Origin of the sequence: Aquimarina latercula DSM 2041, assembly GCF_000430645.1 — a bacterium.
In the GTDB taxonomy this organism is placed as follows: Bacteria; Bacteroidota; Bacteroidia; order Flavobacteriales; family Flavobacteriaceae; genus Aquimarina; species Aquimarina latercula.
The window spans coordinates 213,921-234,711 of record NZ_AUMK01000011.1 but is presented as its reverse complement, the minus strand read 5'-3'; the positions used below and the strand labels follow the sequence as shown (position 1 = coordinate 234,711).

The 20,791-nt window shown below is 35.3% G+C and carries 19 protein-coding genes and 1 tRNA gene; 3 read left to right on the top strand and 17 right to left on the bottom strand.

Features of this window, described 5'->3' with window-relative positions:
* Positions 1-981: 981 nt before the first annotated feature.
* The 7 genes from H526_RS0111460 to H526_RS0111430 all read right to left on the bottom strand — a co-directional run bounded on the left by H526_RS0111460 (position 982) and on the right by H526_RS0111430 (position 5,982).
* Positions 982-1,290, bottom strand: a complete 309-nt coding sequence (locus H526_RS0111460) for a hypothetical protein (RefSeq protein ID WP_027393134.1) — start codon at positions 1,288-1,290, stop codon at positions 982-984.
* Between the two features lie 107 nt (positions 1,291-1,397).
* Positions 1,398-1,913 carry a C2H2-type zinc finger protein gene (locus H526_RS0111455; RefSeq protein ID WP_245591203.1) on the bottom strand — a complete coding sequence of 172 codons (516 nt, stop codon included), beginning with the start codon at positions 1,911-1,913 and terminating at the stop codon, positions 1,398-1,400.
* Between the two features lie 131 nt (positions 1,914-2,044).
* The gene (locus tag H526_RS0111450) at positions 2,045-3,217 is read right to left on the bottom strand and encodes a glycosyltransferase (protein WP_027393132.1); all 1,173 of its coding nucleotides are present in this window, start codon (positions 3,215-3,217) and stop codon (positions 2,045-2,047) included.
* Between the two features lie 55 nt (positions 3,218-3,272).
* Positions 3,273-3,563: a hypothetical protein gene (locus H526_RS0111445; protein ID WP_027393131.1), complete on the bottom strand. Its 291-nt coding sequence runs from the start codon at positions 3,561-3,563 to the stop codon at positions 3,273-3,275.
* Positions 3,560-4,051 (bottom strand): hypothetical protein, encoded by a 492-nt coding sequence (locus H526_RS0111440; RefSeq protein WP_027393130.1) that lies wholly within the window; start codon positions 4,049-4,051, stop codon positions 3,560-3,562. Before H526_RS0111440 ends, H526_RS0111445 begins: the two co-directional genes overlap by 4 nt.
* 2 nt (positions 4,052-4,053) lie before the next feature.
* Positions 4,054-5,397 carry a hypothetical protein gene (locus H526_RS0111435; RefSeq protein ID WP_027393129.1) on the bottom strand — a complete coding sequence of 448 codons (1,344 nt, stop codon included), beginning with the start codon at positions 5,395-5,397 and terminating at the stop codon, positions 4,054-4,056.
* Between the two features lie 306 nt (positions 5,398-5,703).
* Complete coding sequence (locus tag H526_RS0111430; protein ID WP_027393128.1) at positions 5,704-5,982, bottom strand: hypothetical protein; 279 nt, start codon at positions 5,980-5,982, stop codon at positions 5,704-5,706.
* Between the two features lie 355 nt (positions 5,983-6,337).
* Between H526_RS0111430 and H526_RS0111425 the strand changes: the two genes are divergently transcribed.
* The 3 genes from H526_RS0111425 (at position 6,338) to H526_RS32645 (ending at position 9,748) form a co-directional block, all read left to right on the top strand.
* Positions 6,338-7,066, top strand: a complete 729-nt coding sequence (locus H526_RS0111425; RefSeq protein WP_027393127.1) for a hypothetical protein — start codon at positions 6,338-6,340, stop codon at positions 7,064-7,066.
* Between the two features lie 115 nt (positions 7,067-7,181).
* On the top strand, positions 7,182-7,955 hold the full coding sequence (locus H526_RS0111420) for a hypothetical protein (protein ID WP_035085279.1): 774 nt from the start codon (positions 7,182-7,184) through the stop codon (positions 7,953-7,955).
* A 236-nt stretch (positions 7,956-8,191) separates the two neighbouring features.
* Positions 8,192-9,748: a recombinase family protein gene (locus H526_RS32645; RefSeq protein WP_425387475.1), complete on the top strand. Its 1,557-nt coding sequence runs from the start codon at positions 8,192-8,194 to the stop codon at positions 9,746-9,748.
* Here the strand turns inward: H526_RS32645 and H526_RS0111410 are convergent.
* The 10 genes from H526_RS0111410 to mraY form a co-directional block, all read right to left on the bottom strand.
* Positions 9,702-9,775 (bottom strand) — tRNA-Arg (locus H526_RS0111410). The two genes, H526_RS32645 and H526_RS0111410, sit on opposite strands and share 47 nt — an antisense overlap.
* 10 nt (positions 9,776-9,785) lie before the next feature.
* Positions 9,786-10,235 carry a GatB/YqeY domain-containing protein gene (locus H526_RS0111405; protein WP_027393125.1) on the bottom strand — a complete coding sequence of 150 codons (450 nt, stop codon included), beginning with the start codon at positions 10,233-10,235 and terminating at the stop codon, positions 9,786-9,788.
* Positions 10,236-10,332: 97 nt separating this feature from the next.
* On the bottom strand, positions 10,333-12,330 hold the full coding sequence (gene ftsZ, locus H526_RS0111400; RefSeq protein ID WP_027393124.1) for a cell division protein FtsZ: 1,998 nt from the start codon (positions 12,328-12,330) through the stop codon (positions 10,333-10,335).
* Between the two features lie 97 nt (positions 12,331-12,427).
* Positions 12,428-13,777, bottom strand: coding sequence for a cell division protein FtsA (gene ftsA, locus H526_RS0111395; protein WP_027393123.1), 1,350 nt, complete (start codon positions 13,775-13,777; stop codon positions 12,428-12,430).
* Between the two features lie 7 nt (positions 13,778-13,784).
* Positions 13,785-14,501: a cell division protein FtsQ/DivIB gene (locus H526_RS0111390; protein WP_027393122.1), complete on the bottom strand. Its 717-nt coding sequence runs from the start codon at positions 14,499-14,501 to the stop codon at positions 13,785-13,787.
* Positions 14,498-15,847, bottom strand: coding sequence for a UDP-N-acetylmuramate--L-alanine ligase (murC, locus tag H526_RS0111385; RefSeq protein WP_035085262.1), 1,350 nt, complete (start codon positions 15,845-15,847; stop codon positions 14,498-14,500). The genes H526_RS0111390 and murC overlap by 4 nt, the downstream gene beginning before the upstream one ends.
* Before the next feature lie 8 nt (positions 15,848-15,855).
* The gene (gene murG, locus H526_RS0111380) at positions 15,856-16,962 is read right to left on the bottom strand and encodes an undecaprenyldiphospho-muramoylpentapeptide beta-N-acetylglucosaminyltransferase (RefSeq protein ID WP_027393120.1); all 1,107 of its coding nucleotides are present in this window, start codon (positions 16,960-16,962) and stop codon (positions 15,856-15,858) included.
* Complete coding sequence (locus H526_RS0111375; protein WP_027393119.1) at positions 16,959-18,185, bottom strand: FtsW/RodA/SpoVE family cell cycle protein; 1,227 nt, start codon at positions 18,183-18,185, stop codon at positions 16,959-16,961. Before H526_RS0111375 ends, murG begins: the two co-directional genes overlap by 4 nt.
* Positions 18,186-18,208: 23 nt before the next feature.
* Complete coding sequence (gene murD / locus H526_RS0111370; protein ID WP_027393118.1) at positions 18,209-19,543, bottom strand: UDP-N-acetylmuramoyl-L-alanine--D-glutamate ligase; 1,335 nt, start codon at positions 19,541-19,543, stop codon at positions 18,209-18,211.
* A gap of 1 nt (position 19,544) precedes the next feature.
* A complete protein-coding gene (mraY, locus tag H526_RS0111365; RefSeq protein WP_027393117.1) occupies positions 19,545-20,774 on the bottom strand; it encodes a phospho-N-acetylmuramoyl-pentapeptide-transferase in 1,230 nt (409 codons plus the stop codon).
* Between the last annotated feature and the right edge of the window lie 17 nt (positions 20,775-20,791).

Genomic DNA, 20,791 nt, shown 5'->3' with positions numbered 1-20,791 from the left:
AATGTGCCCACGCACGGGTTTATTAGTATGCATAGTGAATTGCATATGCACTGAAAAATAATGGGTTGTATATGAGGTAGTAACAGGACGTATTTATGCTCTGTCTGGTTAACACTAATAGCTATAAGGATCAAGTATACTTGATCTCCATTGAAATTATGCAGTTCAAATAGGACTGGTACAAAGGTCTTTCGTACTGTTTATAACAACTAATTGTATGCTGTCTATACACCGCACAATGGCACTGTGTGTACTTTGCAAACAGTAGTGGTGTCTGCGTATTAGACACCATACACTAGCGCGTATCATAAAAGTTCGGATGTCTTTATTGACAAGGGATCAGTGGTCGTGTCTGTATTATAATGGTGCTGTCTGTATTGTAAAGTTCACAACACCGGGTGGTGTGTACTTTATCATAAGCACACTTGTTTGTACTATAGACAGCAGTGCTGTCTATACCATATTTTACGTACCGCTTAAAATTGTCAATATCAAAGTGCTTCTGCATCGGAAGTCACCAGTGTAGAACGTAACTCGCCCCATATCGCGGGAACTATATAATTTGCAATACAAACTATATTCAGAGTTTTACTAGTACCCACATTGTGAGTGTTGGTTTATAGACACCCTTAAAAAAGCTTAAAACATAATGAGCTTTCTTGTTATTAGGTATCTATACATACTGGAAATGGCTGTTTTCATTGGCAGTACATCTGCCAGTACGTTGTATTTTCTAATCAAATATAAGAAGTCTTTTTTACTTTTTTTGGATAAGAAACCCTCCAGAGGTACGAAGGCTTTTATAAAAGCACTTATAATAAAAGAGTGATCCTATTAAAAACAATACTTTCCAATTTATACCCCTACATAATTAAGCTACACCAAGGGGTACGAAATTAATTATGTAGGGGTATAAATTAAAAAGTATAAAGGTCATAGGTTTACGTTATAAATAAGGGAGTTATGATCAGGCTTCTGTTATTATAAAAAATAACCTGCATCACTGACGTGAATATGATAGATCATATCCTTTCCCTTACGCTCGAATTCTACTTTTTCTACGATCCATTCGTGTTCATTTTGAACCCACTCAAAAACGTTATGCTCCTTTCCGTGATAGATAAACGTATCCTGTGGATCGCAACATTTTTCAATAAAAGTAAATAATCGAATGACACTCCCTACAATAGGAAGGCTTTGGTAATTCCATTCTAATGTAAATAGACGCTGCCCTGCGTCATACAATGATGTTGTTCCCCATTGTGCTAATAGCTGCACTGTAACTGCCATAAAGTTGGTTTTTATGTTAATGATTTGTATTTCCGTTTTCCCCTAAAAATTATGTTAAAGCCTCAAAGAATATGCCATTAAAAGACGGCAATTCTTATAAAGTATTACTAAAGATTCTGGTATCTTTTGTGGTTTTCTAATTGCCAGTCCCCATACTGATCTTCGTTCCATTGTTTTTGTTTTTTATGTGATGAAATATGTCCGTTTAATTTCTTTTTATCTGCAAAGCTTTCCCCACACTCAGGACATATAAAAGGTTGTGCCTCAAAGTGTACTCCTGCTTCCATAGCGTTGTAGAGCTGCCATACCTGATCAGGAATCGGTGTAGCAGCAATATCACTTGTAGATACGACGGGTTTGTTTTGTAAAAATAAATGTGTCAATGCGTATATGGTAGCAGAAAGATTCACTCCAATAAGAAGTCCACTCCAAATGCTTTCTGGATAGTAGAGATATACAATATTATGCGCTAGTGTTGCAAAGAAATATGCCAGAGCCGTGCGAAGCCATCCTTTTCTTGTAAAAATTAAAATAGCCGTATCGATCCCTATAGCATAGCAATATGCAAACCAGGGATGATCGTACCGACTATTGACCTCAAATACATACAGGGTATGCGCCATTTGAGGGATCAGCAGCAGCAGTATGACAATTGTTCCGGCTATGTTATCCTTGGATATTTCTTTCATATGTAAGTGTTTTTTACAGAGGTTTTGTTACCACCTCCCTGTATTGATTTAACATTTATTTAGCATTAGTGAAAGAAAAACAGCTCAGAAAAAGAGTCCTTTTGCTCTTCGGTAAAACTATGGTTTAACCAAGCTTGCTTTTTGGCAATTCCAGCGATCTTCTTACGGAAATTGGAATCCGTGATCATCCGATCTAGTGCAGCCTCCCATTCAGCATCATACCCAGCTAGCAGCCCAGTTTTTCCGTGCATGATTACCTTGTCATAGACCACTCCGCTAGAGGCGATGACCGGAATCCCTGCTGCTGCAAATTCAAGATATTTAGTGTCCGAGCTAAAGCGAGTGTACGCTCCATCACGCAACGGAAGTAGTCCTATATCAATGCATAGGGATTCAAGCTTTTCGAAATACTCTAAAAAGTTGACCCCATCACGGAAATCGACGTCTAATCCCTGCCAAGGCTCGCTGCCATCCGCTAAAAAACCATCCCAACCAATCACCACAAAAGTGACTTTTTCTTTATATTTTTCCTTTATCTTCCTGATCACTGGAGTGAGCAGTAATAGGTCTTTTACAGATCTAAGGTTTCCCACCATACCAATACGTAAAAATTCTCCATCATTTTCTCTTTTAACTGGTATCCCTTGATATCCTATTTTGGAAATCAGGTTTGGGATCAAATAAAACAGCGGTGTTAACCCTTTGTCCAATTTACGCAGTAAATCGTCGTGGAGTTCCAGTAATTCTTGGTTATGGGAAGTGATAATATCAATATTGCATAGGTTCGCTAAAAATTGATGTTTCATTTGTGTGGTTATCTTTTTTTCCAATGGATCGTCGGTATCCATGTAAAATAAAGAGCTTTCTAAATCCATAATAAGTTGCAATTCCGGATTGATGACTTTACAGGCTTTAAAAAAATAACTGAAATCAGCCGTTATAATGGGAAATACTATATAATCTGCCCATACAATCCACTCATCTAACAAGGGAACTTCAGCGATCTCAAATGGTTTATTAAAATCTTGTTTGGTAAGACCTATAAAATGTCCTCTGAACCAAGAGGTCTTAGATAATTCCAAATGCGGTAATAGCATCCGGTAATACCCACTAGAGCTGACTTTAGGAGCTATGTAGAGTACGCGAACAGTATTGGTGTTTTTGGTCTCTAACAGTTCAGGAGTATTAGGAGGTGTGGTATGTTCAATAGTTTTTAATAATGCTTTTATTTTTTCCATTTTTTACTTTTTATGTGTGAATTCATTGTGTTTTGCATTTTGTACTTTACCTTTTTTAAGGATCATCATCAAGATCTATTTCATCCCCCTCATAATACTTTGCTACTATGGTATCGGATGCTCTGTTATAAATCACGATTTTTTTTGCATCCTTCCCCCATTTTCGCATCAATTTTCGATAATTTTCAAATCCAATATTAGGGTCTCTGTTTTTAGAATACGCATGTCGCCAGTCAACAGAGTAGCGCGTTATCTGCGTACCATCATCGAAAGTGACTAGCATTTTATGAAACGAATCCCTTATCAGTTTCCACCCTTTACGTTTTCCTTTTTTGTTTGTTTTCATTGGGTAAAATGTTTAATCAATACTCCCAATGGAATATCTGCGATAGTACGGGTCCTGTATGCTCCTTTTACCCACACCTTGTGATCAGAAGACAGAATACAGATATGTAATTGTTCCGAAGAAATATGATGCTCCTTAGAAAAATCAGTGATAAAAGTGCGGATACCCCGGATTACTTTCTGCTCTAATTGTGGTAGCCCTGTGGCATCAGTGCTGGTAAATAAACAAATAAGCTCGGTAATAGATATCTCTTTGGCAAGCCTGCCATTACGATAAACCCGCGATCGTACAGTATCACCGTCCATAAAAATGCGAACAATAATTCCAGAAGGTTCTATTCCGGTTTCTTTGCTTAAGCGATTAAAATAGGCGATGATATTTCGTGTCACATTTTTTTCATATCCAAAGATATCTACCTCAATCCCCTGAAGTGCAGCCTTTAATTTATGCCCTAAATTGAGGCGTTTTCTGTAGGTTCTATTTCCCATAGTTATATAAAATTTAATTGATGAATCTGAATATTTTTTCCCAATACAAGCCCGTGAAAAGCCGTTGTTAGTTTTGGAATCCCCACTGCTGTAACTTCCTTGCTGCACTTTGTAAACACCCCTAATCTGGAATCGCCATCCCCAGTATCACACTGCTCGCTACGCTTTATTTCCTGTACTTTTTTTCTTAAAAAATGCTGCAATTTCCTGTTGAAATATTTTTTTTGAGCCTTTTTAAACCAGTCTTTTGTACCTCTAAAACCATCGGGGTTTTCCAGATCAAAATAGATGGATGGAATCGGAATGAAACGGTTTTGACGATCCCTTTTTACATAGCTGCTTACCATCTTGATTCGCTTCACGAACTGGGTATGGGCTTTTTCAAGGTGAGGTGTTTTTACAGCTTTGTAATACTGGTAAATTAGATCCACAGCGATCCGGTGTTGATTTTTAACCAGTCGTTTGTCTGGATAGAGTTCTTTTTGAGCCAGTTCCCACAGTTTTTTTGCATAGGATACAAGGAAAGAGTGGCGGTCTGGGTCGCGCTCAGGGCTAGTTATCAACAATGTAACGGATTTTTCTGCGCCCGGTGTACTGGGTTTGCTTGAAAATCCGCCCCTGTTTACTTCCACATTCCGCCGGGGCTCTTTCAACTGTGTATCTTTTTTTTGTGGGTCTTTCAACTGTGTGTCTCCAGTAACGTCGCCTGTGACGTCGCCAGTCTTATAAAAGGCCGTTTGCGGTAGCAAACTCCTTATTGTTTTAATCGATTCTGTAAAACCTGTATCCTTTAATGCTTCGCTTTTCCACAATTTTCTGTACTTATCAACAGCTATTACTTTATTCTTTTTGTTTCTAGTCAAGTCTCCAGTATCCGATTGAGGACAGTTTGTCTTTTTTGTTTTTTTAACCACTTGTTTTTCAAGGGATAAACTTTTTTTCAATACCTTGTCAAAATCAGGCTCTTTATAGGTTATAAACCGACTTATCCACAAAATTTTTGAGGTTATCCACAATTCATAATTTCTCTTACGACCATGGGTCACCTTTTTAGTAATGATCCCTGCTGCTTTTAGTTTAATAATATGACGTTGTATGGTTCGTCCACTGGTTTTGGTAAGCGTTGCCAGTTGTATATTATTGGTGCGTAAAGAAGGAATCGTCTCTGGTGTAAAAGGCTGTCTTTTATATGCCTTTGAAAGAGAAACTGCATAGATACGCATGATCTCTTTTAGGGTATGCAGCAAAGGACCTCTTAGTTGGCTGCCCAGCGCTTTCTGATCTTTGTTGTAGTGTGCTGCATACCCATCGATTTGCTTTAAGGTAAGACTATAATTAACTAACATACTGATTGTTTTTTGATATAGGATTGATGATAAAAGTGATCGATAAGAAATAGTGACAAGGCATCTCTGGTAAGTAGTACGCCAATCAATGCCAATAGCCCCCATAAATAATCTAGGATGAATTGTTTCGTTTTTTGATAATACCTTTCAATGAAACCCGATGCCGATGCATTCCGAGTCGATAGGCTACACTGGGCGAGTGACCATCTTTACTTTTAATAAAGTGATCGCAAATAGTAGTAGCCCGCTGGTTTTTAATAAGTGTGATTTTCATGCTATTTCCCCAAATTAGCTGTGTGATACATCCTATTTTTGATGCTTTACGCTCTCAAATTCCAATTGCGTTTGTAAAATTCGTGTACTTTCTTTTTTTAAGTACAATTGACGCTTCTGATGCGCATCGAGAAGCTCCAGACAGCTTGCAAAAATGATATCTGCAGTATCCTGCCGAACAGGCGTTCCTGAAAAATAACGATGGATCGTACTTCTACTAAGTCCTGTTTGTTGCCTGATTTTTTGTAAAGGATTGGCAAAATTCTGCCGAACCCTATGAAGCACCCTCTGAATATCGTCTTCGCTATACATAGTTCGTTTTTTAAGGATTGATGATTCCTGTTTGTGAAAAGCAATATTGCAAGAGCATAGTGTACCAGAAAGGTGTCTTACTGGGTTACTTTAGGGTTAAATTTTAACTTATTTTAAAATACTTTTTTGACGAATACAAAAAAATTAGTTACTTTTGACATCGAAATAAAAGTTTAAAATACTTTTTATTTATCCCTAAACTCATAAAATATGTGATCCTCTTTTTGTTTAGGTCAAATTTATAGAATAATAATTGAATTACACTAATAAAAAGAAGTAAAAAATACTTTTATTTTGTAATTTACAGATTTACAACAAACTAACTTTAATAAAAAAAGTAAAAAATACTTTAATTATGAAAAATCATCCCGCTTTAGACTGTATTGATCATCAATTTATTCTTGCTGTGGATCAGATTAAGGCAGCTTATAAAGAGAATAAGAACACAAAACATATTAGTGACCACGGAATAGGAGGGATTATTTATCCAACTAATAAAACGATTGTAAAGAATGTAAGAGATCGAGAAAAACACCTGCCGCATTTAGTCATGATTGCTTTTGCAGAACACTTCAATATAGAGATCGGATATTTTTATGACAAAAACAAAACCTTTACCTTTTCCTTTGAGCAACATGACCCGAATAATTTTTTATCCAATATCAATGAAAATGGAATCGATACTTTTATCACAAATAAAATTACCTTCTTTTTAGAAGAGTTAAAAGAACAAGGATACACCACCTGTGATCAAATTAGTGAGAAGCTAAACGAATTTAAAAAGACAACCATTGAACGCTTAATAGGAATTCCCTACGAAAAAGCGCTGGGAGCTTTAGACTCCTTTTTTGATTTAGCTTTTACCGAGATTAGAAAAAATTACAAACCCACCGCTAATAAAGAAATACAGCCCACCGATAACCACAACACAAATGCAGCAATGCACCATGTGAAAATTGATCTATTAGAAGATTTATTAAAAGCTACCAAAGCAACTATTGCTGCTAAGGACAGTGAAATAGAAACCCTAAAACGCTATAACACAACACTGGAAGGGCTTGCTAAAACAGTACACAATAGCTAACCTATGGTAGAAAACTACTATAATTAAATTCTTTTTTGTTAAAAAAATAAAATAAGTTACAATATTGTAACTTATTTTATTTATATTCGCTGTGTTGGATTATAAAAACACAGATATGGATACAGAACAACATTCTCTGGATTACCGCATGTATCATTTATTATTAAATGAAAAACAGTTCGGAATTAAAGAGGTGGGAGACATTAGTAAACGAGTCTTAGTACATTGGAGAAAAACAGGACTCTTAGAAGATCATCGCGAAAATCAAAAATCCGGACACCGAAATTACTTTAGCGTGGTGGATCTTATCTGGATTAGCATCATCGGTGATTTAAGAAAGATGCAGATTGAAGCCAATCGGATCAAAAAATGTAAAAAGGGGATTTTCGCTATGGTAAAAGCAGAAAATGGGATTTCTTATCCTGCCCTAGAATATTATATAGCCCACGTCATTCAAACCAATGTGCCCGTGTATATTATACTTACCGATACTGAAGAATTATTAATAGTAAATGATTTAGTATATCTGGATAAATTAAAATCAGCAGAAATCCAGAATCATACGGCAATATCCCTAAACAAGCAAATAAAGGATACCTTATCCGATGTGTATGAAGTTCCGGATTTCGATGAATTTGCAGGATTATCCATAGAGGAAATACAAGTATTACATATCATCCGCTCCAAAACCTATAAGTATATCAATATTACGCAACAGGACGGTAAAATCACCCGATTAGAAGGTGTAGAAGAAATAGATGGGAAATTTAGTATTGATGATGTAAAGGCACTCCTTAAAAGCGGGAAATACCAAAATTTTGAGATCAAGCAACACAATGGGCAAATCGTTTGTGTTCAGCGAAGAGAACGAAGAAAAGTAGTAAAATAGAAATATAAATAACGTATCGTGGCCAATGAAAGCCAACCCAATACACACCCGTGTTATGACTGCCAGTGAAGCAGAATACCACGAATTGTATATAAAATGTTATCAATTGAACATTGCAGAAAAAAATTAGAGAAATACGGAAAAAAATATACAGATAAGGAGATCGTAGCTATCAGGGAGCAATTGTATCTTCTTGTAGATGTAGAGTTAAATCACACTATAAAAAAAGCTAAAAAATGAACAACGTAATTATTTATACAAGGGTTTCAACAGATGATCAAGCTGATCATGGATTTAGTCTTCCTTATCAAAAAGAAGTACTCGAGCGTTACTCTCAAATTAAGAACAAAAATATTATACAACACTTCCAAGAGGATTACTCTGCCAAAACGTTTAATCGACCAGAGTGGATTAAATTAATGGAATACTGCAAAGTGAACAGAAAACTGGTGGATGAAATTATTTTTACCAAATGGGATCGATTTTCTCGAAATACTGGAGAAGCATACCAGGTAATAGCTATGCTTAGAAAAATGGGGATCAAGGTGAACTCTATTGAGCAACCCTTGGATTTTGATCAACCAGACAATAAGATTATGTTAGCTATATATCTGGCTGTTCCAGAGGTAGAGAACGACAAAATATCCATTCGAACAACAGAAGGTTCAAGAAGAGCAAATAAGGAAGGGTGCTGGACTTCAACCGCTCCAATTGGATTTAAAAATCAACGGACTCCACTTGGAAAAGCATCTCTTATTCATTCGGAAAAAGCGCCATTAATTGAAGAAGCCTTTACATTAATGACCAAAGGTCTTCCAGCTGATGAAGTCCGCAGGATGATGTATAAAAAAGGGTTAAAAATATCCCGATCACGTTTTCATTTGTTAATAAGGAATCAAGTCTATATTGGTAAAGTGAAGGTGCCTGCTTATAAAGATGAAGATGAATTTTTTGCAGAAGGATTACACGATGCAATTGTTTCTCCCGATCTTTTCTGGAGAGTGCAGGATATATTAAAAGGCAGGAAAAGAAAAACAAAGGAATGGTCTACAAAAGATGAAAATCTGCCATTACGAGGGCATATTACTTGTTCTAAATGTGGTAGACCTTTAACAGGTAGCGCCTCAACTGGAAGGCACGGAGGTAAATATTATTATTACCACTGTAGGCTAGGTTGCAGAGAAAGATTGAAAGTAAAAGATGCCCATCAAATGTTTGATAAGATGATGGAGAAGTGCACCATAGATAAAGGAATGAGTGAGCTATACTACGATGTGTTTGAAGAGAAATTTGGAGAGGACAAAAAAGTGAGAACACGGAAAATGAATAAATTAAAAGAAGAAATTCAAGGATTAAAGGAGATAATAGATAATGCAGAAGACAAACTTTTTCAAGGTACTATCGATTTGGTAACTTTTGAAAAAGGAAAAGCTAGATATGTAAAAAAAATAGCTGATTTAGAATATGAATATAATGAGCTAAAAAGTTTTGGAGCCGGATTTATGAAGCGAATTAAAATAGCGCTAAAAGTTTTTGAGAACCTCAAAGAACTCTACGACAGGGCGACTTGGGAAGGAAAACAAATGATACTTGGTTCGACATTTTCAGAAAAACTAATTTTTTCAAAAAATGAGTGTCGAACCCCTAAACTAAACATAGTTCTTGAAGATATATTATTGAAAAATAACATCTTAGACAAAATAAAAACAGGACAAAATTCGATAATTTCGAACTTGTCCTGTCGAGTGACCCAGGAGGGATTCAAACCCCCAACCCTCAGAGCCGAAATCTGATGCGCTATTCAGTTGCGCCACTGGGCCCATTATTTTTTTAAGACAACTTAGCTTTTACAATAGTAGAGATCGTTTTTCCATCAGCTTTACCAGTTAATTGTCCGGACGCCATTCCCATCACTTTTCCCATATCTTTCATACCAGAAGCACCAGTTTTAGCAATTATATCTACAATTACCTTTTCTATTTCTTCCTCGCTCATTTGCTCAGGTAAAAACTGCTCGATTACTTGTGCTTGATCAATTTCTGGTTGCGCAAGATCATCTCTTCCTTGTTCGGTAAAAATACTTGCACTATCCTTACGTTGTTTTACTAATTTCTGTAGTAGTTTTAACTCTTGATCTTCTGTTAATTCCTCTTTTGCTCCACTTTCGGTTTGAGCTAGTAAAATAGCAGATTTAATAGCGCGCAATGATGTTAAAGCATTAGTATCTTTGGCTTTCATCGCTTCTTTCATGGCTGTCATTACTTTGGCCTGTAAACTCATAACTAGTGGTTTTAATCTTTTGGATTGCGAAGATAAAAAATAAACCGATAATCCATTTTAGATTATCGGTTTATCTTAAAAACTATTTCTTTAATTCTTAGTCTACATTATCATGTAAAAAGGAATTGTTTTTTCGTAATTGAATATCATCATTGCTATCTGTACCTAATGAAGTTCTAGACAATTCAGACGACCCAGGCTTAGAATCTACATCTAATCCGGCACGTTTATAAGCAGGTTCTTTTTCGATATCATCAATATTAGAAGCATTATTTCTAAACTTATAATTAAACTCCTTCATTTTAGCTCTGCGTTCTGCAGCTCTAGCTTTTAGAGTTTCTGAAATCGGTTGATCTACAGGATCAGCGTTTTCTGAAGGTTCTTGTTCTGGAGTTGGAGCAACAGTCTTCTTTTCAAAAGCTACTTCCTTATCCTCCTCTATTACCTCAGCTGCAGGTTTAGCATCAGTAAGTCTTTTCTCTTCTTCCATGTACTCTTCAAGACTATACTTACGAACTCCTCCCGCTACTGTTTCGCTTACTGGAACTACTTCTATAGGTTCATTTACCTCAACTTCTAAAATATCATCTGTTAGATCGAAAACAATTGGTTTTTCTTCTTCTTCCTGTTTTACAACAGGAGGTGTAGGATCAATCGCTTCTATATTTTGCTCTTCATTTCCACTTACAGGCATATCAAAAGCCAATGTAAATTGGTCTTCCTCCTTCTCCTGTTCTTCCTTAGCTAATGCTATTTCATTTGCGTCATTAACCTCTATTTGATTAATAATATCTTGAGCATTAATAATCACAAAATCACTATCTACGGAGAAAGGGCTTACCTCTTCATGATCTACAACATCTATATTCTTTAAAAATTCTGTTGTCGGTAATAACAAAGATTCATTAATGTCCTCTTCCTCTTCTTCTATTAACTCATGTTTAATAATTATCGGTTCTTCCTTAACCGCTTCTTTTTGTGGTACAGGAGTTATCTCAGGAGTACTTTTAGAAGTTGATTTAGGTGTTAAATCTTGGGTTGTTGCTCTTTGTTCTTCTTCTAATGTATGAATTATTCTTTTTGTTTCAGTATTAACAATTTCATCTTGTTGTTCTACATCAAAACCAGTCGCAATAACAGTTACAGAAATTGCATCTTCTAATGACTCATCTTCTCCAACTCCCATAATGATGTTGGCACCATGACCAGCTTCTTGTTGAATATGATCATTAATTTCTCCAATTTCATCAATAGTAATTTCTTCTTTTCCAGAAACAATTAGCAATAATACATTTTTAGCTCCTGTAATTTTATTATCATTAAGTAATGGCGAATCCAATGCTTTTACAATAGCATCGTGAGCACGTTTAGCTCCTGAGGCATTAGCAGACCCCATTATTGCTGTACCACTATTACTAAGTACTGTTTTTGCATCACGTAAATCTATATTCTGCGTATAGTGATGTGTTATTACTTCTGCAATTCCTCTAGATGCTGTAGCTAATACCTCATCTGCTTTAGAGAAACCTGCTTTAAAACCTAAGTTACCATATACTTCTCGTAGTTTATTATTATTAATAACAACTAAAGAATCTACGTGCGCACGAAGTTTTTCTACACCTAACTGTGCTTGTTCATTACGCATTTTTCCTTCGAACTGAAACGGAATAGTAACAATCCCTACCGTTAGAATATCTAACTCTCTTGCCATTTTAGCAATAATAGGCGCCGCACCTGTTCCTGTTCCTCCACCCATACCAGCAGTGATAAAAATCATTTTGGTATTAGTGTCTAACATTCGTTTTATCTCTTCATAACTCTCTACAGCTGATTGCTCACCCACTTCTGGATTTGCACCAGCTCCTAATCCTTCTGTAAGAGACACTCCCAACTGTATCTTATTCGGAATAGGACTATTTTCTAATGCTTGCGCATCTGTATTACAAATAACGAAATCAACTCCTTTGATCCCCTGCTGGAACATATGATTAATGGCATTACTACCACCTCCTCCAACTCCAATAACTTTAATTACATTTGATTGATTCTTGGGTAAATCAAAAGAAATGTTTTCGAACTCCTCGTTGTCACTCATAATTGCTAATTTTCTTGTTCTCTTACTTTTATTTTTAAATATCTTAATTTTTTATTCTAAAAAGAGGCTTACTTATCTACATCTTCAACGCTCGGTTTTACTCTGCGTTATCAAGAAACTCCTTGAACTTTTCCGTCCATTTCTCCAGAATATTTTTTCTAGGTCTGCTATCAACTACTGGCTTTTCTTCCTCGATACCTTCTCCCTCAATAGTTGCTGTTTCTTTTTTCTGCTCCTCTTCTACTACAGCTTCTTTTACCGCTGCTTTTTTCTGTTTACTAATATGTACAAGACTATCCATAACCAAACCAACTGCTGTCGCATACATTGGACTTGTAGTTTCTGGATCACTATTACCTGCTAAATGCTCATTTGGATATCCAATTCTGGTATCCATACCTGTTATATATTCTACTAGTTGTTTTAGATGTTTTAATTGTGATCCTCCACCTGTTAATACAATTCCTGCAATTAACTTTTTCTTTGGTGACTCATGACCATAATTTTTTATTTCTAAAAAAACCTGTTCTATAATCTCCACTACACGGGCATGAATAATTTTAGATAAATTTTTTAACGTAATCTCTTTTGGTTCTCTTCCTCTTAATCCTGGAATGGAAACTATTTCATTGTCCTTATTTTCTCCTGGCCAAGCAGATCCAAATTTAATTTTAAGCAGTTCTGCTTGTTTTTCTATAATGGAACAACCTTCTTTTATATCCTCGGTTATTACGTTCCCTCCAAACGGTATAACCGCTGTATGACGTATAATTCCATCTTTAAAAATTGCTAGATCTGTAGTTCCACCTCCTATATCAATTAATGCTACACCTGCTTCTTTTTCTTCTTGACTTAACACAGCGTTTGCAGAAGCTAGCGGCTCTAACGTAACATCCGATAATTCTAATCCAGAACTTTTGACACACCTTCCGATATTACGAATAGAAGTTACCTGACCAACTACCACGTGGAAATTAGCCTCTAAACGCCCACCATACATTCCAACAGGTTCTTTTATTTCTGCCTGCCCATCGACTTTATATTCTTGCGGAAGTACATGCAATATTTCTTCTCCTGGTAGCATTACCAGTTTATGAACCTGATTACAAAGTGTATCAATATCATCTTCATCAATAACCGCATCTGCATTAGGACGTGTGATATAATCACTATGCTGTAAACTTCTTATGTGTTGACCAGCTATTCCTACTGTTACTTCACTTATTTTTACTCCAGAAACACTTTCTGCTTCCTGAACCGCTTGTTGTATAGATTGTATTGTTTGTGTAATATTATTTACTACACCACGATGTACCCCAAGGCTTTTGGACTTACCAACACCTAAAACTTCCATCTTTCCATACTCATTATACCGCCCGACCATAGCAACAATCTTAGTTGTTCCTATATCTAATCCTACCGCTATTTCATGTTCTTCTCTTGCCATATTGGTATCATTTTATTGTACACACAACTTGATTCCTAAACTGTAAACTAACTTTCTTATATTTTTCTAAGCTTTTATCTTTTAAAGCTTTTTGATAAAAGGCTTTAAAATTTCTAACCTTACTACCTAAATTTTCAATTTTTCCAAAAACTACGTCGAAATCATAAACACGCAATCCTAATTCATAATGTCCGCTTACATTTCGATAAACACTCACTACGTGTTTTTTTAAAAACTCATCTTTCTGAATTTTTCGTAATAATGGAAAAACTTCTGAAACTTCTCGTTCTGAAACATTGCTTACTAGAGGAACATGAGCTGAATAATTATCCGATAATGGCATCGTATTTCCAGTAACATCAACATAAAAAGGAATAACCGCATTTACCCTAGCTATTGGAGTACGCTGTTTAATTCTCGCCTTAAGTTGCCCGTTTACTGTAAGATACACATCTGAATCTTCTATCATTTTGTGTGTATCCAGCCCCTTCTCTACAATATTCAAAACTAAAATTTCTTTACCTACATCCGTCACCCCTACCTGATTTTGTATTAACAATTTATTAACCGTTAATTCATTTATGTAAGGATTCTGTTCTTCAACGAATTCTATTTCTACTTCTTTTATCTTTCTTTTCTCGTTTCTACCCCCTGTAAAAGCAAAAAGAAATATGATCAATCCAACGAGACCAATAAACTTTGCGTATGTCAAAATCTTCTTCATACCGTCAACAATGCTTCTTTTATAACACTTACTTCTTCTCCTATATCTCCTGCTCCAATTGTGGTAATCACCTGAGCATTACTTTTCAAAATTTCATCTACTAAATGATTCTTTTTTACTAATTTTTTATCGTCGAGATGTATCATTTCCAATAACCATTCTGAAGTCACCCCCTCTATTGGCAATTCTCTAGCAGGGTATATATCTAACAATAATAATTGATCAAATTGCCCTAAGCTTTCTGCAAACTCTAATCCAAAATCTTTTGTTCTGGTAAACAAATGTGGTTGAAAAATTGCCAAAACTTTTTTTCCAGGATGCATTTCTCTTATCGCTTGATGTAGTGCATTAATCTCTGTAGGATGATGTGCATAATCGTCTACAAATACAAGATCATCGGATTTAATTTGATAACTAAAACGTCTTTGAACTCCTTTAAATGAAAATAAAGCCTTTGCTAAGGCAGCGGTCGGGGAGCCGTAAAGCATTGCCATAGCAAAGGCTGTGATAGCATTTAACAAGTTATGTTTACCTGGCAGGTTTAAATGCAAATCCTTAATAACTTGAGTTGGTGTTTTTAAGTCAAAAATATAGGTTCCATTATCAATCTTAATATTTTGAGCACAATAATCAGCTCCATCTTCTACCCCAAATGTACTGCCCGATAAAGGCAAACCATTACAGACTAAAAGATGATCCTTAGCTCTAGAAGAAAACTCAATAAAGGATTCTTCTAATGCATTTGCTTCTTTATAAATATCAAGATGATCAGCATCCATAGAGGTAACAGCTACAACATCTGGATACAACTGTAAAAATGACCTATCAAATTCATCTGCTTCTACCACTACCACATCATTTCCTTCTAGAACTAGGTTCGAATTATAGTTCTCACTTATGCCGCCTAAAAAAGCGGTAACTTTTGCTCCACTCTCTTTTAATAAATGTGCTAAAATAGCAGTGGTTGTTGTTTTTCCGTGAGTTCCAGCCACTGCTAACGTATACGTTCCTTGCGTAATAACACCTAAAACTTCTGCTCTCTTTTTAATTACAAAATCATTACTCTTTAGATAATTTAATTCTGAATGAGTAATAGGAATTGCAGGAGTATAGACAACCAATGTTTCCTTAACATTTAAAAATGAGTCTGGAATTGCCTTGATATCATCTTCGAAATGAATAGAAATTCCTAGATCTTCTAAATCTGATGTTATTTGTGTGGAGGTTTTATCATACCCTGCCACATTTTTTCCTAAAAACTTAAAATATCGAGCAAGCGCACTCATACCGATACCACCGATACCGATAAAATATATATTCTTTATATCTTTTAGTTCTTTACTCATTATTCAACCTAACCATTATCTTTTCTAATTAGTTGCTCTATTTCATCAACTATATCTTTCGTAGCATTTGGTAATGCCATTTTTTTTATTGCGTGTGTTAACTTAATTTGCATTGCCTCTGATGACAGTAATTGAGAAACAGTTTTCTGAAACTTTTCATCTAGCTCAATTTCTTTTAACATCTTAGCCCCATTTTTACTTACGATTGCATCAGCATTTTTAGTCTGATGATCCTCAGCTACGTTTGGAGAAGGAATAAACAAAGTTGGTTTTGCTACAATACATAATTCTGAAACAGAACTAGCTCCGGCTCTAGAAACAATTACATCAGCTGCCGCATATGCCAAGTCCATGGTATCTAGAAATTGGTGAACCTGAACATCTTTATTACCATCGTATTTTCTATATTCATCGTAGTACAACTTTCCACATTGCCAAAGTATTTGAACTCCTTTTTCCTCAAAAAACATCAATTCTTTCTCTACTAATTGATTCACCCTCCTAGCTCCAAGACTTCCTCCGATCACCAAAATTGTTTTCTTTTCAGAATCTAAATTATATTTAACAATCGCATTCTCTCTTTTACTTTTAATTTCTAACAAATCTTGCCGAACGGGATTGCCTGTTTTCACTATTTTATCTTTAGGAAAAAAGCGATCCATATTATCGTAAGCAACACATATTTTATTAGCCCCTTTTGCTAACCATTTATTCGTAATACCTGGATAAGAATTTTGTTCCTGAAGCACTGTTGGGATTTTTGCTGAATTTGCTTTCTTTAACAAAGGTCCACTTGCAAATCCACCTGTACCTATTACTACATCAGGAGCAAACTTTTTAATAATCTTTTTTGATTTCCAAAGACTACTCAACAACTTAAAAGGAAACAACAAATTACTCAATGATAATTTACGTTGGATACCACTTATCCACAATCCCTCTATCTCATAACCCGCTTCTGGAACCTTTTGCATTTCCATACGATCCTTAGCTCCTACAAATAATATAGCCGCTTCTGGGTACCTAGCCTTTAATTCATTAGCTATAGAAATTGCAGGATAAATATGTCCTCCTGTTCCTCCACCTGATAATATGATTCTTGGTTGTTGTTTCATATTGCTTCGCTCAACACCTCTAACGGGTTTTGTTCTTTAGTATCTAGATTATCTTTTACAGTATCATCAGTAGTTCCTTCTTCTTCTGACACACTTCTTTTACTACTTATACTTAACACCATACCTATTGCCATACAAGTCATCCAAATTGATGTCCCTCCGCTACTAACCAAAGGAAGGGTCTGACCTGTAACTGGAAATAATTCTACAGCAACGGCCATATTAATTAATGCTTGAAATACGATGGGCAATCCTACACCTATTACTAATAATTTCCCAAAAACATCTTCACTTTTATGGGCGACAATAACCAATCTAAACAACAACATTAAGTAAAGAAACATTAGAAAAACTCCTCCAACTAATCCCCACTCTTCTATAATAATTGCATAAATAAAATCCGAAGAAGATTGTGGCAAAAAATTTCTTTGCACACTTTTGCCAGGACCTTGACCTATTACTCCGCCTCTTGCAATAGCTATTTTTGCTCGTTCTATCTGATAATCTTCTGGCGTATCCTTATCATTAAAAAAGTTTTCTGCTCTACTTACCCAAGTATCAACCCTATTAGGAAAAGCATCCGGAAACGCTTTTGCGGTAAGAATAAAGAATGTTAGTGCTAACAAACCTGTTCCTAATACAACCACAATATGTTTCATTGGATATCCTCCCAAAAAAACCAACATGATTACCATAGAAAAAATAATGGCAGCAGTAGAAAAATTAGCAGGTAAAATCAACATCAAAATGACAAATACAGGCAACCAAAGCGGTATTAACGACTCTTTAAAAGTTATTTTTTTATCTCTTATTTTAGATAAATATCTCGCCACATAAGCCATCAACACAACCGCAGCTAAGGTGGAAGTTTGAAAAGTAACACCAACAAATGGCAAACGAATCCATCTACTTGCATTAGCACCTCCGATAGTATTATTCTGAGCCATAGTAAACAACAACAAGACTACAACAACTGGCAACATAATAATCGAAAGTCCTTTAAAATAATGATATGGGATCTTATGGACCCAATACATAATTCCAAACCCTAAAAGCAAATGTGCAAAATGCTTTACCAAAAACACAAAGGTGTTTCCATTCCCATATAAATATGCTAAGTTACTACTCGCACTATAAACAGGTAGAAACGAAAATAATGCCAACAGAGCAACGATTGCCCATATTACCTTATCCCCTTTTATATTTCTTAAAACCTTTGTCACTTTATATTTCTATTATTTTAATATTACAATTCTCGAACTGCCTCTTTAAACTGTCTACCACGTTCTTCATAGTTTTTAAAAAGATCAAAACTTGCGCAAGCAGGCGATAATAAAACATTTTCGTTTCGTTCCGCAATCTTATACGCCATATTCACAGCTTCTTTCATAGACTGCGTCTCTACAATATTATCTACGCAATTACCAAAAGCATTAATTATTTTAGAATTATCTACTCCAAGACAAATAATTGCTTTTACTTTTTCGTTAACCAAAGGATACAACTCTGTATAATCATTTCCTTTATCAACACCTCCAACTATCCAAACTGTCGCAGACTTCATGGCATCTAATGCATAAAAAGTAGCATTAACATTTGTGGCCTTCGAATCATTCACGTATTGAACATTATTAATTTTCAATACATTCTCTAATCGATGCTCTACTCCATGAAAATTCTCAAGACATTCTCGTATAGTAGTCTTTCTTATTTTCAATAATTGTGATACAGTGGCAGCAGCCATAGCATTTTTCACATTGTGATTTCCTTTTAATGCTAAATCTTTTGTTGGCATAGTAAATTCGTTGTTGTCTATTGTTATTGTTATTTTTTCTCCTTCCAAATACGCTCCATTTTCTACTTTATTTCTTAAAGAAAATGGTAGCAATCTTGAACGAACAGGATGTTTTTCTATATACTTTTTGATTACTTCATCATCTCCATCATAAATAAAATAATCCCGCTCTGTTTGATTCATCGTAATCCTAAATTTTGAAGCGATATAATTCTCAAATTTATAATCATATCTATCCAAATGATCAGGAGTTATATTAGTCAGTACAGCAATATGAGGCGCAAAATCTTTAATACCATCAAGCTGAAAACTACTTAGTTCTAGCACATAACATGGAGCATCATGTTCTACAACTTGTTTAGCAAAACTATCTCCAATATTTCCTGCTATATTCACATCTATCCCTCCATTTTTAAGCACATGATGTGTAAGCATTGTGGTGGTAGTTTTTCCATTACTTCCAGTTATACCTACAATTTTTGCAGATGTAAATTCTGAAGCAAATTCAATCTCTGAAATTACTGGAACTCCATTTTGATGTAGTTTTTTTATCAACTCTACCTTATCCGGGATTCCAGGGCTTTTCATGACTACATCGGCAGTAAGAATTTTATCTTCTGTATGCTTTTGCTCTTCCCATTCAATTTCAAAACTTCTAAGAACGTTTTTATAATGATCTGTAATTATTCCTTTATCAGAAACAAATACCGTAAACCCTTCTTTTTTACCAAGAATAGCCGTTCCAACCCCACTTTCTCCTGCTCCCAATACAACTAGTCTTTTCACCTTATCTAACTTTTAAAGTAATCACCGCTATAATTGCCAGAAAGATTCCAATAATCCAAAATCTAGCTACAATCTTACTTTCATGAATTCCTTTTTTCTGATAGTGATGATGCAATGGTGACATTAGAAATATTCTACGTCCCTCCCCATATTTTTTTCTTGTATACTTAAACCAACTCACTTGCATCATTACAGATACGACTTCTATAAAAAAGATTCCACATACAATAGGGATCAAAAACTCTTTTCTGATAGCAATCGCGATCACAGCTATTATTCCTCCTATTGTTAAACTCCCCGTATCGCCCATGAAGACCTGAGCTGGATATGTATTATACCATAAGAAACCTACTAAAGCACCGGCAAATGCAGCAATATAAATGGTCATTTCACCAGAATTTGGTATATACATAACATTTAAATAATCCGAAAAGACGATATTACCAGATACCCAAGCAAACAATGCTAGTGTGAGCACAATAATTGCAGATGACCCCGCTGCTAACCCATCAATTCCGTCGGTTAGATTAGCGCCATTAGACACTGCTGTCACAATAATAATTACGATTGGTATAAACACCAACCAAGCATACTTACCTAAATCAGGGCTAATCCAAGTAATTAAACTTGAGTAATCAAATTCATTATTCTTAAAAAAAGGAATTGTAGTTTTTGTAGATTTAAATGCAGGATTAAAATCCGATTCTCCATCTACATTAGTAATTTGTGCAATATCTGCTCCAGGTTTCTCTTCTTTAATAGTGATATCTTCGTGGAAATACATTGTACAGCCTACGATAAGACCTAGACCGACTTGACCGATAACTTTAAACCTACCTGCTAAACCTTCTTTATCCTTCTTTTTAATTTTTAAATAATCATCAGTAAACCCTATAACACCCATCCATAAAGTTGTAATAATCAACAAAATGATATAGATATTATCCAGCTTAGCAAAAAGTAATGCAGGAACAAGTGTGGCTAAAATTATTATTATCCCACCCATTGTTGGCGTACCTGCTTTTTCTGCTTGCCCTTCTAACCCAAGCTCTCTGATACTTTCCCCCATTTGTTTTTTTCTCAAAAAATCAATGATACGTTTACCATATATAGTAGAGATCAATAGCGATAAAATAATTGCCATGGCAGCTCTAAATGTGATAAACTGAAACAAAGATGCTCCAGGAAACTGGTACTCATTTTCTAAATATTGAAATAAATAATATAACATATGTATCTTTACCTTTT

Excerpts from the sequence above, each read along its gene's own strand:
- H526_RS0111460 (WP_027393134.1), bottom strand. The coding sequence starts at position 1,290 with ATGGCAGTTACAGTGCAGCTATTAGCACAATGGGGAACAACATCATTG.
- H526_RS0111455 (WP_245591203.1), bottom strand. The coding sequence starts at position 1,913 with ATGGCGCATACCCTGTATGTATTTGAGGTCAATAGTCGGTACGATCAT.
- H526_RS0111450 (WP_027393132.1), bottom strand. The coding sequence starts at position 3,217 with ATGGAAAAAATAAAAGCATTATTAAAAACTATTGAACATACCACACCT.
- H526_RS0111445 (WP_027393131.1), bottom strand. The coding sequence starts at position 3,563 with ATGAAAACAAACAAAAAAGGAAAACGTAAAGGGTGGAAACTGATAAGG.
- H526_RS0111440 (WP_027393130.1), bottom strand. The coding sequence starts at position 4,051 with ATGGGAAATAGAACCTACAGAAAACGCCTCAATTTAGGGCATAAATTA.
- H526_RS0111435 (WP_027393129.1), bottom strand. The coding sequence starts at position 5,397 with ATGTTAGTTAATTATAGTCTTACCTTAAAGCAAATCGATGGGTATGCA.
- H526_RS0111430 (WP_027393128.1), bottom strand. The coding sequence starts at position 5,982 with ATGTATAGCGAAGACGATATTCAGAGGGTGCTTCATAGGGTTCGGCAG.
- H526_RS0111425 (WP_027393127.1), top strand. The coding sequence starts at position 6,338 with ATGAAAAATCATCCCGCTTTAGACTGTATTGATCATCAATTTATTCTT.
- H526_RS0111420 (WP_035085279.1), top strand. The coding sequence starts at position 7,182 with ATGGATACAGAACAACATTCTCTGGATTACCGCATGTATCATTTATTA.
- H526_RS32645 (WP_425387475.1), top strand. The coding sequence starts at position 8,192 with ATGAACAACGTAATTATTTATACAAGGGTTTCAACAGATGATCAAGCT.
- H526_RS0111405 (WP_027393125.1), bottom strand. The coding sequence starts at position 10,235 with ATGAGTTTACAGGCCAAAGTAATGACAGCCATGAAAGAAGCGATGAAA.
- ftsZ (WP_027393124.1), bottom strand. The coding sequence starts at position 12,330 with ATGAGTGACAACGAGGAGTTCGAAAACATTTCTTTTGATTTACCCAAG.
- ftsA (WP_027393123.1), bottom strand. The coding sequence starts at position 13,777 with ATGGCAAGAGAAGAACATGAAATAGCGGTAGGATTAGATATAGGAACA.
- H526_RS0111390 (WP_027393122.1), bottom strand. The coding sequence starts at position 14,501 with ATGAAGAAGATTTTGACATACGCAAAGTTTATTGGTCTCGTTGGATTG.
- murC (WP_035085262.1), bottom strand. The coding sequence starts at position 15,847 with ATGAGTAAAGAACTAAAAGATATAAAGAATATATATTTTATCGGTATC.
- murG (WP_027393120.1), bottom strand. The coding sequence starts at position 16,962 with ATGAAACAACAACCAAGAATCATATTATCAGGTGGAGGAACAGGAGGA.
- mraY (WP_027393117.1), bottom strand. The coding sequence starts at position 20,774 with ATGTTATATTATTTATTTCAATATTTAGAAAATGAGTACCAGTTTCCT.